Annotated in this window: 13 protein-coding genes; 6 read left to right on the forward strand and 7 right to left on the reverse strand. The window is 36.9% G+C overall.

The window, feature by feature from the left end:
* Positions 1–97: 97 nt before the first annotated feature.
* Positions 98–619, forward strand: coding sequence for a hypothetical protein (locus tag OLM61_RS17995; RefSeq protein WP_264523976.1), 522 nt, complete (start codon positions 98–100; stop codon positions 617–619).
* Between the two features lie 166 nt (positions 620–785).
* Here the strand turns inward: OLM61_RS17995 and OLM61_RS18000 are convergent, their stop codons facing one another.
* Complete coding sequence (locus tag OLM61_RS18000) at positions 786–1,685, reverse strand: patatin family protein (protein ID WP_264523977.1); 900 nt, start codon at positions 1,683–1,685, stop codon at positions 786–788.
* 107 nt (positions 1,686–1,792) lie between these two features.
* Positions 1,793–3,865, reverse strand: a complete 2,073-nt coding sequence (locus OLM61_RS18005) for a M1 family metallopeptidase (RefSeq protein WP_264523978.1) — start codon at positions 3,863–3,865, stop codon at positions 1,793–1,795.
* A gap of 100 nt (positions 3,866–3,965) precedes the next feature.
* On the opposite strand from OLM61_RS18005, the gene OLM61_RS18010 reads away from it, so the two are divergent.
* Both OLM61_RS18010 and OLM61_RS18015 read left to right on the forward strand, forming a co-directional pair.
* Complete coding sequence (locus OLM61_RS18010; protein ID WP_264526396.1) at positions 3,966–4,697, forward strand: diphthine--ammonia ligase; 732 nt, start codon at positions 3,966–3,968, stop codon at positions 4,695–4,697.
* A gap of 9 nt (positions 4,698–4,706) precedes the next feature.
* Complete coding sequence (locus OLM61_RS18015) at positions 4,707–5,210, forward strand: hypothetical protein (protein ID WP_264523979.1); 504 nt, start codon at positions 4,707–4,709, stop codon at positions 5,208–5,210.
* 88 nt (positions 5,211–5,298) lie between these two features.
* Here the strand turns inward: OLM61_RS18015 and OLM61_RS18020 are convergent, their stop codons facing one another.
* Both OLM61_RS18020 and OLM61_RS18025 read right to left on the reverse strand, forming a co-directional pair.
* Positions 5,299–5,838 (reverse strand): DUF1697 domain-containing protein, encoded by a 540-nt coding sequence (locus OLM61_RS18020; RefSeq protein ID WP_173966074.1) that lies wholly within the window; start codon positions 5,836–5,838, stop codon positions 5,299–5,301.
* Between the two features lie 76 nt (positions 5,839–5,914).
* Positions 5,915–7,681 (reverse strand): hypothetical protein, encoded by a 1,767-nt coding sequence (locus OLM61_RS18025; RefSeq protein ID WP_264523980.1) that lies wholly within the window; start codon positions 7,679–7,681, stop codon positions 5,915–5,917.
* A gap of 257 nt (positions 7,682–7,938) precedes the next feature.
* On the opposite strand from OLM61_RS18025, the gene recG reads away from it, so the two are divergent.
* Positions 7,939–10,047, forward strand: a complete 2,109-nt coding sequence (gene recG, locus OLM61_RS18030) for an ATP-dependent DNA helicase RecG (protein WP_264523981.1) — start codon at positions 7,939–7,941, stop codon at positions 10,045–10,047.
* Between the two features lie 235 nt (positions 10,048–10,282).
* On the opposite strand, the gene OLM61_RS18035 is transcribed toward recG, so the two are convergent.
* From OLM61_RS18035 to OLM61_RS18045, 3 genes are all read right to left on the reverse strand, one after another.
* Complete coding sequence (locus tag OLM61_RS18035; protein WP_264523982.1) at positions 10,283–10,885, reverse strand: PAS domain-containing protein; 603 nt, start codon at positions 10,883–10,885, stop codon at positions 10,283–10,285.
* Between the two features lie 114 nt (positions 10,886–10,999).
* A complete protein-coding gene (locus OLM61_RS18040; RefSeq protein ID WP_264523983.1) occupies positions 11,000–11,854 on the reverse strand; it encodes a hypothetical protein in 855 nt (284 codons plus the stop codon).
* A 31-nt stretch (positions 11,855–11,885) separates the two neighbouring features.
* Positions 11,886–12,482, reverse strand: a complete 597-nt coding sequence (locus OLM61_RS18045) for a TlpA family protein disulfide reductase (protein WP_264523984.1) — start codon at positions 12,480–12,482, stop codon at positions 11,886–11,888.
* 523 nt (positions 12,483–13,005) lie between these two features.
* On the opposite strand from OLM61_RS18045, the gene OLM61_RS18050 reads away from it, so the two are divergent.
* Together OLM61_RS18050 and OLM61_RS18055 are read left to right on the forward strand one after the other, a co-directional pair.
* On the forward strand, positions 13,006–14,070 hold the full coding sequence (locus tag OLM61_RS18050) for an efflux RND transporter periplasmic adaptor subunit (protein ID WP_264523985.1): 1,065 nt from the start codon (positions 13,006–13,008) through the stop codon (positions 14,068–14,070).
* An 81-nt stretch (positions 14,071–14,151) separates the two neighbouring features.
* Positions 14,152–17,247, forward strand: a complete 3,096-nt coding sequence (locus OLM61_RS18055) for an efflux RND transporter permease subunit (RefSeq protein WP_264523986.1) — start codon at positions 14,152–14,154, stop codon at positions 17,245–17,247.
* Positions 17,248–17,261: the final 14 nt, after the last annotated feature.

A 17,261-nucleotide genomic window follows, 5' to 3' on the forward strand; every position in this document is an offset into this window, starting at 1 on the left:
TAGACTGCACAAAAGTAAACTTCCAGATTGTTTATTACAATAATTTTAAAGTGGATTTCTCCTCAAAAAGTATATTTTTGCTGAAAATTTAAACCCAATGGATTTTACAAAAATTATAGAATTAGCCAGTTATACTTTACCTGCTGTTGTTACCGGATTTGTAGCCTACAGTTTTTTTGAATTGCACATTAAAAACTTCGATAAAAAACGCAATTTTTTATTGAACAAAGAGGCTCATAAAGAATCATTGCCGATACGTTTACAAGCTTATGAGCGCATGACTTTATACTTAGAGCGTATCAACTTGACTAAATTATTAATCCGTGTTGCGCCTATTTCAAACGAGAAGCACGACTATGAAAATTTTGTAATCGACCAAATCGAACAGGAATTTGAGCATAATTTAACGCAACAAATTTATATGTCGGATGAATGCTGGACGATTATTACAACAGCCAAAAATTCAACGATACAAATTATTCGCAAAGCTGCTATGAGTGACCGTGTTGACAGCGCAGACAAGTTACGTGAAGTAATTTTGAATGATTTACTGGAGAAACAATCCCCTAGTAATGCTGCTCTGGCGTATATCAAAAACGAAGTAGCGGATCTTTTCTAGATTTTTAGACTGACTTAGACTTCTTAGATTGTTAGACAATTGGATCATTCGATTCTTAGATCTTTAGATTTAAGAATCGAATGATTTTTTTTTGATTTTTCCCTTCCAAATAATCCAAAAAAGTATAAACCAGTCTAAAAATCTAAGAAGTCTAAGTAAGTCTAAACTATCTATTATCACTCATAACTTCCGATTTGTTCTGAGCGTATTCATACCCTTGCTCCCACCACTCTTTCATGACTTCCTGATTAAAAATTAGGGCGTTGTCGGTTAGTTTTGTTGGGGTGTAGTAAAGATTTAGTTTTACATTTTTATTGTTTGCCAGCAGTTTGCCTATGGTAATATCATGTTTTTCAACCTGATCTAAAGCAATTCGGAACAAATCAATCATAAGGGAGAATGGGTTTTTACCAATAACCGTTTTATCCATATTAACTTCTGTTTCCAGAATGATGACGTCGATTTCTGTTGCCCCGCGGTTGATTGCTTCCCGAATTGGCACTAAACTTGCAAATCCGCCATCGCCATATTCGTAGTTGTTTTTCTCAACCAAACTCATAAACGGAACATAATTGCTCGAAATCCAGGACCATTCGCAAAACTCCTCGTAAGTACAGTCCTTTACAGATTTATACTCGGCTTCATTTTTAGTAAAATTGGTTACGGTTATTACCACGTCACTGTCCAACTTTTTGAGTTTGTTAAAATCTGAAAGGGAGAAATTGTTCTTAATGTATCGCTTGAGTCCTTTGCTTTCGCCAAAAGTTCTCTTGCCCTTAAAAAACTGACGTAATACGTTAAAGTGATTGATGGTTACAATATCTACCCCATCTTTAGTTTTGACCACAAATGGACATATATTAAAAATACTGGCCATGGTAACATTGGTGTAAACGGAGTGAATTTTTTTAATATGCCCCAATGCCAAATGGGGTATCAGCAAGCTTCCAGTCGAAGTTCCTATAAACAAATCATATTCATGATTCTTTTCTTCGATTAGATATTGTGCTACACCGCCGGCAAATGCCCCTTTACTTCCTCCACCAGAAATAACCAATGCTCTCATATTTTTAAATTGTGCTTTTGGAGTTATGAATTAAATGTATCTGCAAGTACTGCTTTTACACGTATTATCACTCAGTTTTCTATTCTTTTATTTCCAATAATTAACTATTATTTCTTTACTTCCTCAGCCAGTAAACGCTTTAGTTGAAATTGCTCGTCGGGGTTTAAATTAATCAAAATTCTTTCAAACGAAGTACGCATCTCCTGATTTTTTAATAATAATCGGATGGTATCTCTTCCAAACTTTGAAAATTGCCACATATGATGGGTGGTTGCCGAAACTAAATTGCTTAAAACAGCATCGTTGATAATCTTAAATGCGACTAGTTTTTCAAGAGCATTTTGTCTGGTTGTTGCTTCGTATTTTGTAGAAGAAAAGGCAATCAGTTCAGTAATTAGAGCTTCTGAGTTTTCTGTATAATTTGGCGTTGACAGTGCTAACGAAAGCCATAATGTTCTCAGATTGTAGTCATTAAAACCAATCCAGTTTATTGTTTTGTTTAAATATCGGGTACGGTGCTCCGGAAAATTTCTCCACAGCCAATACAAAGCAACTTCCTGTGTTTGATACGATTTATCATCGAGCAAGGTTTCATATTCCGTTCTAAAATCTTCCGGAATTTTACTTAAACTACCGGCAACTGCTTGTCGAACCTGAATATCATTGGTTTGCATCGCAAGTAATAAAAGTGCTTTTTTGGTTTCGTATTTTTCGTTCTCCAATTGATTTACAATGGCTTCTTTTACAGTATAATAAACATCCGATTTTAAAGTTTTACTTAAGAAATTTTCTTTCTCCGTTAAAGCTGTCTTTTTTAATTTATCTACCTCCAAACGAACCTGAATTGATTTGTTTTTACTCAATAAAGTATTTGCGGTCGGCGTATCAAAAATGGTAGATTCCAACCAGGTTTTCTGAAATTTCTCCAGATCAAAATCGGCTACTTTTTTAATTTCATCAAAGAAATTCTGCGTATTTACGGTTTGGTAAGCATATTTCTTGAGATAGTTTTTTATCGCTTTTTTGAATGCTTTATCGCCAATGGATTCATGTAATACAAACAGTGCCCAGGCCCCTTTCTCGTAAAAAGTCAACGAACTTGCTTTGGCATTTAAAACCGGAATAGAATCGGTTCTGGAAGCAAATTTAAGCTGTTGCGCCGTATCGTATAATTTGGAATAAAAGAAATCATCGCCGTAAATCTCTCTTTCTGCCAAGGCTGCAAAATAAGTCGCAAAACCTTCCTGAAGCCAATGATGCGTGCTGCTTTCAGCTGTAATTAAATCGCCAAACCAATGATGGGCCAATTCGTGTGCGTCTACATTGGTGTAATTACGGTCTTCAAAACCTATTGAATCTACCACATAACGTGTAGCAAAAAGCGTTGAAGTTGTATTTTCCATCCCGGCATATAAAAAATCACGAACCGGAATCTCTCGGTAGACTTCCCACGGGTATTTAACGCCTATTTCTTTCTCCATAAAATCAAAAATACGCTTAGAATAACGATAGGTCGGTTCAAAACGATTGGCATCTTTATGTTCTAAATAATATTCTAATGGGATCTTAGATTTTGCACGGAATTCTTTTTTGTCATACTTTCCTATCGCAAGCATTAAAAGATAGGAACTCATTGGCTTTTCCATTTTGTACTGCCAATAGGTCTGTGTATCTGTTGTTGTTTTATTTTCGAGAATTCCATTCGAAACTACCTGATAAGCGGCATCGTAGGTTATTCCTAAGCTGAATACAATTTTCTCGTTCACGTCATCAAAACTGGGAAACCAGTTGCTGGTATATCTTCCCTGCCCCTGTGTCCAGATTTGAACTTCAGAATGCTCCATATTTACAAAATACAAAGCCTGTTTTGGTTTGGCGGTGTATTGAAAAGTCAGGTGATTTTCTCCTTTCTGAAAATTACCAATAATTTGCAGTTCTTTCCCGGTGTTTACAAAAATAGCTTCTTTGTTATCGACCTGGACATGAAAAAAATCCATGTTTTTCGCATCAATCTTAATCGTATCAATAGGTTTCAGGACTTCAAATTGATAATCAACCGTACCGGAAATTGATTTTTCTATGGCATTTAAGGACAGTTTTCCTGAAACGGTTTTAAAATCAACAAATTGCGTTTGCTGTGCAAAAGTAAAAGTGGTAAAAAACAGTAGGATATATTTCATGGAAACAAAATTGAAGGCGAAATCCCAAAGTTACAAAGGTTTGATCAACAAATCGAATGAAATTTGTAAGTTTACGACACAAAATTACAGCAGCGTGTCAATATCTAAAAAAGCCTTATTTAACTGGAGTAGCGGAAAAGATTCTGCTCTTGCTTTATACAAAATTCTACAAAATCCTGATTTTAAAATTGAGTGTTTACTCACAAGCGTCAATCAAAAATACCAGCGTATTTCGATGCATGGTGTTCGTGTTGAACTGCTCGAAGCGCAGGCGAAAAGTATTGGTTTGCCGCTGAAGGTTATGGAGATTCCGGAAATGCCTACAATGGAAGCTTACGAGAGTGTTATGACGGAAACCCTGACGGAATTAAAAGAGCAGGGAATCACACATTCTGTTTTTGGGGATATTTTTCTGGAAGATTTGCGCAAGTATCGCGAAAGTCAATTGGAAAAGATTGGGTTTAAAGGAGTTTTTCCCCTTTGGAAGATCCCTACGAGTGATTTAATACAGGAATTCATTTCTCTGGGTTTTAAAACGATTGTAGTTTGTGTTAACGAACGTTATTTGGACAAAAGTTTTGTGGGCCGAATTATCGATGCCGATTTTATCAGGGATTTACCTGAAAATGTCGACGTCTGTGGTGAAAACGGCGAGTTTCATACTTTTACTTTTGACGGGCCGATTTTCTCAACACCTGTACCTTTTGAGATTGGCGAAATTGTTTACCGCAAATATGAAAAACCTAAAACACAAGAGTCCTCAGACACTGCTTGTGATACGAGTTCCAGCGATGCTTTTGATTATGGGTTTTGGTATTGCGATTTGATTTAAAATGAGAATATGTTCACGAAAGAAAATTCAGAAGTAAAGAAAATTTTATCTTTTCTTAATGAAATTGGGATAGATGTAATTGAAAAGGAACTGAATGACACTTTTCTTCCCGGTTTGGATTTGGGCCCCAATTGTATCTTTATTGATTACGGCAAATTATTATATCCGGGTGATATTTTACACGAAGCCGGACATCTGGCTGTTGCCTCTCCTGCTGATAGACAAATTGTGGGTACCGACAAAATAGCTTCTAACTGGCCCACTGAAGCCGAAGAAATGGCTGCAATTTTATGGTCGTTTGCGGCATGTACTCATTTAGAGTTGCCTCTCGAACTGGTATTCCATCCTAACGGTTATAAGAACGATTCCGAATGGCTGATTTCCAGTTTTAAGGCTAAAAACTACATCGGACTGCCTTTTCTCGAATGGATCGGACTTACTTTAGGAAATGATCGCGCTCGTGAAGAAGAAAAACCTCCGTTTCCGGCTATGCTAAAATGGCTAAGAGGTTAATGAAATAATTAGATAATGTGGCAATTAGTCAATTAGAAAATTACTTCATTGACACATTATCTCATTGGCACATTATCTAATTGACTAATTAAGAATACATGTTCAGTAAGTTAGTAACGGTGTTCCAGTTTCTAATTGTGGCTGTTACATTTAGTTTTTTCTCTATATATTTTTGATCAAATCTCGTTTTTCCGGCTCCAACGGCATACTTAATAAAAATTTTATTCCCGTCGATACTTGCTTCATCCGGCTTGAACTGGCTAATTTTAAGATCGTTTATATTTTCGTTTTTTAAGGCAACTGAAACAAAAGCGACATAGAGTTTTTTGGTATCAATATCTTTTTCTTTCAAAAATGGGTTGTTTTCAAAACACAATTCTAAATCTTTTTTAGTAATAACGACCACAGGAACTTCGTGTCCGAAAACCTTAAAAATTTCCTGTTTGATCATGAAACCTACTTTAGAAGCGCTTTCTTCTTCTGTATCAACAAATACATTGCCGGACTGTAAATACGTACGTACATTTTGAAAGCCGATATTTTCTAACATCGCTTTCAAAGCCTCCATTTTCATCATGTTGTGACCGGAAACATTAATACCACGCAAAAGTGCTAAATGTGTTATCATTCTTTTTGTTTTTTGTTCAAAGATAAAGATTTCAATTCTTTTCTGCTCTTTCCAGGAAGACTTAGATCTATCTCAACTATTCGTCCTCTTCGCCTACTTCGATACCAAATCGTACTAAAAAATCATTTAGTTGTGTTTTGTACTTCTCTTTTGCCTGGTTTACAATTTCATCCGTTTCTTCGGTTGATGTTATGGTGTCAAGATTAAATTCTTTTTTAACCCATTGTTCAAAAGCTTCTTTATTCTCACTTTCTTCATAATATTCTTCATCCTTATAAAAATAAGCCGAATCAAAATCAACTGAAATTTCGGTATCAAAAGTTAACAGATGAATTAATTCACGAGTGTTTTCTGCCACGACATGAATTCCGCCTTCGTCACCAAAAACCACTATCGGACACTTATTTAAATCATCGTCTATGAGCCAGTACGCATACGAACTTCCTGATCCGTTTGCTCCTGCAAATTCAATAAAACTGTTGTAAAATTCTTCTTCTTCCGACCATGTTTTGATACCGGTCTTGTCCTCAGTTATGGTCAAACCAAAACATTCTGAATAGCTTTCTACACCATATTCCTGCTCGAATTTATATAATTTCACTAAATCTGCAGGTAAAACATACTTACCAAACTGAGCTGAGTATTCTTCTAATGAAAAACTGCCGTCGTATTCAGCATATTCGGTTTCGTCGCTTTCTTCTTCTTCAACGGGTTCTTCCACAAGCACTTCAAAAGCTTTTAAGACTCCACGTTTTATACCGTAAAACTCAATTCCGACCGCAGTTTCGTCGTTCATCCATTGGTATTTTGGATCTCCCTCTTCATCAAGATATTCCAAAAGGAGTGTAATTTTCTCCGTATCATGACACCACAAACCGCGCATTCTGATATTAAAACCATTTTCAATTTCTTCTGAAATCTGACTGTATTTCATTCCTTCATAATCAAAAGAAATAAACAAGTACGTGGTACCATCGATGTGGCGATAAAGCCTTTCGTCGTTTTTAAACTCTTCTTTTTCGGATAAAACTTCAATTAAATTTACAAATTGATTGCGGAAATCACTGTACTGATACTTTTCAGTTTTGTCATAATCAATAATGGATAGCCCTTTTTTAAAGGCTTCCTCATAATAATTATTTCCTAGAATCTCTGTATCATATTGGGTTTGCTCTATAAGAGAATCGTTTGCAATATCGCTTAGTTTATGCGTTGATGGCAGATAATTTTCTACTGTTATAATTGAACCTTCAGCTGTAGTTAGATTGCTGCAAATTAACACATCAGGTCGGCTTACATTAACAATTGCCTGAACATTGGTAAACCGTTCAAAATGCATCCACATATCATCGCTGTAGATAAGCCAGGCTGTAACATCGCCTTTAACAAAGAGCTCTCCATGGTTGTATTCGCCTATAAGCGAATCGCATTTTAAGCCACCACCCAAATAATGAACACTTCCAAACAAAGTAATATTTACAGTAGTTGTTTCTCCTAAAACAATTAAGGCCGGTGAGTTATCAGTATCATAAGAGCTTATACATTTCCCCACTGTTAGATTTCCTTTGAAAATAAATCCAAGTATAAAAACATCCGAATGTTCTTCTGTACTATAATCCATCTCAAACGAATCCATTTCTACATTTTCTTCAGCTAGTAGAAATATCGAATTTTCTTCGTAGTCGGGAAAACGCCAGCTGTCTTCAAAAACGTTGTATATTTTCTGATTGTTAAAATCGGTAAGATCTCCAATAATAGTATGTGCTTCGTGTCGATTGATCACTTTGAATGCAACACCTGCAAAGGTCATGGTTTCAAAAGGAACTTTTTCTTCGTTAGTCATAATAAGGGCAAATTGTCTTAAACATCTTAACAAATCTACTTATTATCTTTGTTTTTCAAAATAGCAAACCGACAATTTCGACTTTCAAATTTCCCAATTAAAATATATCTTCGCAGTTAGGAAAGAAAATAGATCAAAAAAATAGAATCAAGAACAAAGAAGATAGAGTAAATTCTACATCTTGTAGTCTTTGTTCTATAATCTTGAATCTTGGCTCTATTTTCTTGACTCTACAATCTAAAATCTAAAATCACTACATGTCTAATAATCTCCTTGAAACCCCAATCGAATACTTAAAAGGCGTTGGTCCGAGTCGTGGACAGCTGCTTCGTAAGGAATTGGGAATTCATAAGTATGGAGATTTAGTTAATTTTTACCCCAACAGGTATATCGACCGGACGCGTTATTATAAAATTAATGAACTTCAAAATACCGGTTCTGAGGTGCAGATTATTGGAAAGATAATCAACATTAAAACGGTTGAATTTGCGAAGAATAAAAAACGTCTGGTGGCTACTTTTGTAGATGATACAGGGCAAATTGACTTGAATTGGTTTCAGGGACACAAATGGGTTCGCGAGAGTTTGAAACTGAATGAAGTTTGTGTGATTTTTGGAAAATGTTCGTTGTATGGAAGCCAGTTCAGTATGGCGCATCCCGAAATCGAATTGTGGAGCGAGCACGAAAGAAGCCTTCGCTCGGCCATGCAACCGGTTTATCCTTCAACAGAAACTCTGGCCAATAAAGGCATCTCAAACCGAACCATTAACAAATTAATGGAGCAATTGTTTCTGGAGACTCAGGCTTTGTTTACAGAGACTTTTCCAGCCTATTTAATCGAAGAACTAAGACTTATTTCAAAGAGAGCGGCTCTGTTTAACATTCATTTTCCAAAAAGTACCGATGCTTTGGCTAAAGCCCAATATCGCTTAAAATTTGAAGAGCTGTTTTTTATACAACTGCAGTTAATAACCAAAAATCTAATTCGGAAACACAAAATCAAAGGACATCCTTTTGTAAAAGTGGGTGAATTTTTCAATGAATTTTACCAGCATCACCTGCCCTTTCAGCTAACAAACGCTCAAAAAAGAGTGGTGAAAGAAATTCGCTCCGACATGGGAAGTAATGCCCAAATGAATCGATTGTTACAGGGAGACGTAGGTTCCGGAAAAACGATTGTCGCTTTTATGAGTATGCTTTTGGCCATAGACAACGGTTTCCAAGCCTGTCTGATGGCTCCGACAGAAATCCTTGCCAATCAGCATTTTATCGGATTGTCGGAATTAGCTAAAACACTAAATATCAACATAAAACTCCTAACTGGTTCAAGTAAAACTGCAGCCAGAAAGATCATTCATGAAGAACTCGAAAACGGAAGTTTACAGATCTTAATTGGTACACATGCACTTTTGGAAGACAAGGTAAAGTTTCAAAATTTAGGTCTTGCTGTAATTGACGAGCAGCATCGTTTTGGTGTAGAACAACGTTCGAAATTGTGGAAGAAGAATGAAATTCCGCCGCACGTTTTGGTGATGACCGCGACCCCTATTCCGCGAACTTTAGCGATGAGTTTGTACGGTGATCTGGACATTTCGGTAATTGACGAATTACCTCCGGGACGAAAACCCATTCAAACCGTTCATCGCTACGACAGCAATCGTCTGAAAGTATGGAAATTCCTGCGCGACGAAATTGCCCTGGGAAGACAAATTTATATCGTTTATCCGTTGATTCAGGAATCGGAAAAAATGGATTTCAAAGATCTGATGGACGGTTACGAAAGTATTTCCCGTGATTTTCCATTGCCGCAGTATTCGATTTCGATCTTACATGGAAAAATGAAACCTGCCGATAAAGATGCTGAAATGAAACGCTTTTCGGAAGGTAAAACCAATATTATGGTCGCAACAACCGTAATTGAGGTGGGTGTTAATGTGCCTAACGCGAGTGTAATGATTATCGAAAGTGCCGAACGTTTCGGATTGTCTCAGCTGCATCAGCTGCGAGGACGTGTGGGACGTGGAGCAGAACAAAGTTATTGCATACTTATGACGAGTTTCAAGTTGAGCTCTGACAGTAAAACCCGAATGGAAACAATGGTTCAGACTAACGATGGGTTCGAAATTGCCGAAGTAGATCTTAAGCTGCGCGGCCCGGGCGATTTAATGGGGACTCAGCAAAGCGGTGTTTTAAACCTTCAGATAGCCGATATAGTCCGTGACAGGGATATTTTAAGTACGGCTCGTAATTATGCCATGAAGATTTTAAAAGAAGACGGCCCGCTTCAAAAACCGGAACATGCCATCCTTAAAGCTGTTTTTATCGAGCTGACTAAAAAGAAGAATATTTGGAATTATATTAGTTAGCAAGGTACTGAGGTGCTAAGATGCTAAGGTTCTGAGGTTCTGAGGTTTTTTTTTTCTTTTTTTATACCTGATTACTAGTGTTTTACTGCATTTGGGTAAAAAAAAATACTTCACTGTAATAAAGAGTAAAAATTCAACGACTGATGTTTTTGGTGATTTAAATTCGTTGGGGGACAAATTTTTGGAAGTCGAATATGTTAATCTCTTACAATGAAGTATATAATTCTGCTAAAGCTTATTTTTTAGGGGCTGATTTCTTTTCGAAAAGACCACTAAAAAGCCCTTTGCTTATTTTGTTTTTATCGTCTTTGCCTGTAGCGATCAAATGATCTACATACTCGGTGTATGTTTTTTTGCGCTCTTCTAAAAAGCCAATCAAATAGTCTTCGGCAGCGCCCATTCCGCTTGCTTCTTCGATATGCAGCAATTTTTTGTACAAAGGCTCAATAAACTTTGTAATGATTTCGTCCGGTACCGCCTTTCTGGTTCCGAAATAGCCAACAATTTCTCCGTCACCATCAGCTATAATTTTAAAATCGGTTACAACCCAATAATAGCGCCCTGTTTTAGACATATTTTTGATAATGACATGGATATTCTGACTCGATTTAATACTGTCCCATAAGAATTTAAAAATCACTTTGGGCATATCAGGATGTCGCACTATATTATGAGCGTGACCGATTAATTCATGCTCATCATATCCCGAAACGTCAATAAACGCTTCGTTTGCATATAAAATAGTTCCTTTTGTATCGGTTTTACTTAATAATACTTTGGTTCTGATCCAGTCGACCTCTCTGTCTGATGGAATCGGGCGGGTAATTCTGTTGTCCATAAGTCCTGTATTTAAAATTAATAAGCAATCATCCTTTTGCCTTGGGCCTGTATTTTTTCTTAAGTGTATTTAATAAATAAGTAACTGACTTTTAACACACTAGCTATCTTTATTTTAACTTCTGGTATCGGTCGATTTCACATGAATATCGTTTACCAGGTCGTCTATTTTCTTGGCACTTTCACGCATCATTTCAAGATAACTCAACAATTTATCATTGTCTGTATGTCCTTTCGAAACATCAATAAGTTTAAGCACTGAGCTTACCGGTAGTTTTAAATCGAGCGTAGTTCTGTGAATAAAATCGTTGTAATCTTTAGTAGCGGTTAACGAACTGTATTTTGCCGAAGCCAGCTTCATGTTCTCTAATTCGTATTCGTCTGATATTTTAGAGATGTGATTCTGGCTGTGTTCTTTAAAATAATACGCCCAGTAGCCGTTCATAAAAAATACAACTGCCGCCAGAACAACGTGGATCAAGAAGGTTTCCAAATCAAAATTAACCTGCGAAAAGTACAGCTGTAGTCCTTTTGGATCGTTGAAAACCGTATTTTGCATATAGGCCAAAGCCCCGTGATGCAATACCACTAAAAGCGTTAAGGGAATCTGCAATTTCCAGTTTTGATAGATAATCAAAATTGTACTGGCGATAAAAACGGTAAAATGCATTTCGAACAAACCGTGCATCTGATAAATATACTGCGCCATAAATATAGCCAAAACAATGGCCAGCACATATTGATAAAAGTTGGATTTTTTGAAGAAAAACTTTGCCGAATAATACAGTAATAAATTCAGAAGACCTACTCCCACTCCAACCTCAAACGTATCGTATTTAAAGGCCAAAGCAATTCCGAGAAGAAAATAAATCGCTAATACATAATTGATAATGGTGTCTGATCTTTGTGTCATTGTCGACATAAAATTGTGCAAATAATCTTGTTCATTCAAACTGGCTCTTGTTTTCATAAATTAAAATGATTTAGGTTAAGAATTTGGTTTATTTATTGCATTTTGGTAGCGAACATCCGTAGGCTCTCAGAGCCAAAGCATCAAACGAGGGGGAGTGATTTTGTTTTAATAGAGCATCAATTGCCATTTGAGCATAATTACTGTCGGCATTCGTGCAGTACCTGGTTTTATTGTAGTTTCCGCGGTAATACAACTGCTGTGAACCGTCCAGTAGCACAGCCTGCGGAGTAGAGAATACACCACAGTTTTTGGCGATACTCTGATCAAAGTAAACCGGAATCTTAGCGTCAAACTTATCCTGAATTTCTTCTATGGTAAATGTTTTTTCTTTGTTGAGTACTACGATTTTAAAATTAATCTGATCACCATATTTCTTAATGAGCTCGCTTACATGAGGAATGTTAAAACGCGAACAAGGACAATCGGGATTAAAAAAGTGGATAAAAATAGGTTTTCGGTCTGCGACGCAGCACTTTAAGTCAACTCTACTTCCTACGGCTATCTCTTTGTAGTTTTTAGGAACCGGTGTAGGTAAACTGTATTTAAATTCGTTTTGCCAAAACAAAAACGATATAGCGGCAACTAACAATGCCATCCATAAACCAACTAGTAATTTTTTTAGCATAAACAGGTGAATTTGGGGTGAAAACTTAAAAAATGTCTAAACAATTGTTAACTAACTGCTTTACTATTTAACTATTTTAACTTTGAATAAAATAAAAAATCTACATATTTTAACGCTTAACCCTCAAAAACATTAGCCGTCAGATAAAAAACATGTCATTTTGTTTAAGCTTATCAATGTTACAAATAAAATCGATAAACTGCAAATAAAATCGGACAAAATACACAAAATTGTAGCTTTGTGCGTTTTTTTCTATTTTTGAAACCCGTAGTTCTACGTCTTTTGTGCGTAAAACCATAAAAAAGACTTTTGCGAACCTTATTTTACTCCCATGTAATTTATTTTCATTTTTTTTCACTTCTACATTAAACCATTGTAAAGGAAAACAGTCTAATCAGGGCCTTGTTTAAAATTTGTACGTACAAATGTTAAATAAAAGCTAAGCTCTTCAGATTTCACAACAAAAAGTTAAATTTGTGAGCTTACTAAAAACATACACCAAAAATACATTTACCTCAAGTTTATGAAAGTAAAAAACCTTGTTTACGCCCTTTTAATCATTGTATTGGGAGGATTTATTGCCTACAGAGTCGTATCGAACAAAAAGAAGAACGACGAATCAAAAAAGTTTGGAGACAAAGACACTCCTACGACTGTAACCGGAATTATTGTTAAAACTTCCACTTTCGATAATAATTTATCGTTATCAGGGTCTATTGAGGCAAACGAGCAAATCGAAATTCGGAGCGAGGTTTCGGGAATTGTGGAAGGAATTTATTTCACAGAAGGTACTTTTGTAAACAAAGGTCAGGTGCTTTTTAAAGTAAATGATATTGAACTGAAAGCGCAACTAAGACAAGCGGTAACCAGAGAAGGTCTGGCTGCTGAGAATGAAAGAAGAGCCAAACTGTTACTTCAAAAAGAAGCAATCAGTCAGGAAGAATTTGATGTTGCCAGAGCCGATCATGCGTCTGCACAGGCACAAAGTCAGTTAATCAGAGCTCAGATTGCAAAAACTTCGGTTAAAGCTCCTTTCTCAGGAAAAATCGGTTTGCGTTCTATTTCGCCGGGAACTTACATCACCCCTACTATTTTGGTGGCTAAACTGGTAAACACCGGTAAACTAAAAATTACATTTTCTATTCCTGAAAAGTACGCTTCACAAGTAAAAACAGGATCATCGATTGATTTTACCGTTTCAGGTTCTGACAAAGTCTATTCAGCAAAAACATACGCTATCGAACCGGAAGTTGAAGTAGCTACACGTACACTGCAAGTTCGCGCTATTGCTGATAATATTGACGGAAAACTTTTTCCAGGAACTTTTGCCGATGTAAAATTGCCTTTAAACATTATAAAAGACGCTATCGTAGTGCCTTCAGAAGCAATTATTCCGGTACAAAGCGGTAAAAAAGTATACATCGCCAATAATGGTAAGGCCAAAGAAGTTATGGTGGATGCTACTACAAGAACGGACTCTTCTATTTTAATTTTATCGGGATTAAAAGCCGGAGATACTTTAATTACAAGTGGTGTGATGTCGTTAAAAAATGAAGCTCCCGTAAAAGTTAACGTAAAAAAGTCGTAAAGCCGAAAGTTCAAAGTCTTACAGTCATAGGTTTAAAAATTAGAAAACTAAAATTTAAACGCTAAAACCCAAAAATCTCATATGAGTTTATCAACCACAAGTATAAAAAGACCTGTTTTAACCATCGTACTGAATCTTTTAATCATTCTGTTCGGTTTTATTGGTTATACGTTTTTAGGGGTGAGGGAGTTTCCTTCGATCGACCCTGCGCAGGTTTCTATCCGAACCAATTATACAGGAGCCAATTCTGATATTATTGAGTCGCAAATTACAGAACCTCTCGAAAAGGCAGTAAATGCGATCGACGGAATCCGAAACATCACTTCCTCCAGTAATCAGGGAAGCAGTAACATCACCATCGAGTTCAACCTTGATAAAAATTTAGAAGAAGCCGCAAACGACGTTCGTGATAAGGTTTCTCAGGCTATCAGAAGTTTACCGCAGGATATCGATGCTCCTCCGGTAGTCTCGAAAGCAGATGCTGATAGTGATGCTATTATTTCGATGACGGTACAAAGTGATACCCGAAATTCACTGGAATTGAGTGATTATGCCGAAAATGTCATTTCACAACGTCTGGAAACCATTCCGGGAGTCAGCGGAGTTCAAATCTGGGGACAAAAACGTTATGCTATGCGTTTGTGGATTGATCCTGTAAAGCTAACAGCCTATAAATGTACCGTATCTGATGTTCGTAATGCGTTAAACGCCCAGAATGTCGAATTGCCTTCAGGAAAACTAACCGGAAACAATACCGAATTAACCGTAAAAACGGTCGGAAATCTTTCAAAACCCGAAGAATTCAACAACATTATCATTCGTACTAACGGTGATAAAATTGTTCGTTTAAGCGATATTGGAGGAGCTGAATTAGGGCCGGAAAACATTGAAACGAAACTAAGTCAATCCGGTCTTCCAATGATTGGTTTGGCTATAGTACCGATGCCTGGAGCCAACTATCTTGACATTTCTACAGAATTCTACAAAAAATACGAAGCCTTAAAAAAGGATCTTCCAAAAGACATCAAGCTGAATATTGCACTTGACAATACCATCTTCGTAAAAAAATCAGTACTCGAAGTTGCCGAAACTTTAGGGATTTCGATCATACTGGTAATCATCATTATTTACTTATTTTTTAGAGACTGGGCCATCGCGTTCCGACCTTTAATTGACATTCCGGTTTCGTTAATCGCTACGTTTTTTATCATGTGGCTTTTCGGATTCTCGATCAACGTATTAACCCTGTTGGCAATTGTACTGGCAACCGGTCTGGTGGTGGATGATGGAATTGTGGTTACCGAGAATATCTTTAAAAAAGTGGAAGAAGGAATGTCGCCAATTGAAGCGGCAATCAAAGGATCTAATGAGATATTTTATGCGGTAATTTCGATTTCCGTAACGCTTGCAGCAGTGTTCCTTCCGGTAATATTCTTAGAAGGTTTCGTAGGCCGACTCTTTCGGGAATTTGGGGTCGTCATCGGGGCAGCTGTATTAATTTCAGCCTTTGTATCCCTGACATTAACACCAATGCTAAACGCCTATCTGATGAAAGGCGGAGAACAGAAAAAATCTAAGTTTTATGTCAGAACTGAACCTTTCTTCGAAAAACTAAACAGTGGTTATGCAGACTCTTTGAATCGTTTTATTGCCAAAAAATGGCTTAGTTTCCCAATTCTGATCGCGTGTTTTGGATTGATTTATCTATTCTTTACCATTTTGCCAAAAGAAACCGCTCCGTATGACGACCGTAGTTCTGTAACCATGCGTATGACCACTCCTGAGGGATCGACTTACGAATACACAGACCGTTTTATGCAGGAAATTTCAAGATTAGTAGACGATTCGATTCCGGAGAAAAAAGTGAGTTTGGTGATTACCGCACCCGGTTTTGGTGCTTCGGCGACCAACTCGGGTTTTATACGACTTTCATTGGTTGAACCTGATCAGAGAAAAAGATCTCAGAAAGATATCGCCGATCAATTGACCAAAATGACGAAACGATATCCTGATGCAAAAACATCTGTCATTCAACAACCTACAATTGCTGTAAACCGACGTGGTGGTTTGCCGATTCAATATATCATTCAGGCTCCGAATTTTGAAAAACTGAGAGAAAAAATTCCAGTTTTTATGGAAGAAGTGGGTAAAAGTGATGTATTCTCGGTTACCGATGTCAATTTAAAATTCAACAAACCGGAAATCAACGTTAGTATCGACCGTGAAAAAGCAGAAAGTCTTGGTATATCCATTATTGATATCGCTCAGACTTTACAGCTTTCTTTAAGTGGACAGCGTTTTGGCTATTTCATTAAAAACGGAAAACAATACCAGGTAATTGGTCAGTTTGATCAAAAAGACCGTTCAAAACCGCTGGATCTGACTTCGATGTTTGTCAAAAACAAAAGCGGAGAATTGATTCAGATGGATAACGTGGTTAAAATTGAAGAACAAAGTAATCCACCGCAATTGTACCACAATAACCGTTACATGTCTGCAACCGTTTCTGCAGGTTTGGCTCCGGGAAAAAGTATCAGCGACGGTATTCAGGAAATGGACAGAATCAAAGAGAAAGTGCTGAACGATACTTTTACCACTGATTTAAGTGGAGAATCGAGAGATTTTGTTGAAAGTAGCTCAAACACTTCTTTTGCTTTTGGATTAGCTTTATTATTGATCTTTTTAATTCTTGCTGCACAGTTTGAAAGCTTTATCGATCCGCTTATTATTATTCTAACGGTACCTATGGCGGTTGCGGGAGCTTTATTTTCGCTATGGCTTTTCAATCAGACCTGGAATATTTTTAGCCAGATTGGAACGGTAATGCTTATCGGACTGGTGACCAAAAACGGGATTCTGATTGTTGAATTTGCGAATCAGCTGCGCGAACAGGGAAAACCAAAATTAGAAGCTATTTTAGAAGCCTCAGAAGCACGTTTGCGTCCTATTTTAATGACGAGTTTGGCGATTGCTTTAGGTGCTTTACCAATTGCAATGTCGCTTGGAGCAGCTTCCACAAGTAGAATTGGTATGGGAGTTGTAATTGTTGGAGGTACTATTTTCTCATTGGCCCTGACCCTATTTGTAATTCCTGCTATCTACTTAATGTGGTCTAAAGCCAGAAAACATTATCCTGAATTTGACCATATTGAAGAATATGAAAGAGATACAAAATAATTGATATAAATTTT

It is taken from the genome of Flavobacterium sp. N502536 (assembly GCF_025947345.1).
GTDB lineage: Bacteria > Bacteroidota > Bacteroidia > Flavobacteriales > Flavobacteriaceae > Flavobacterium.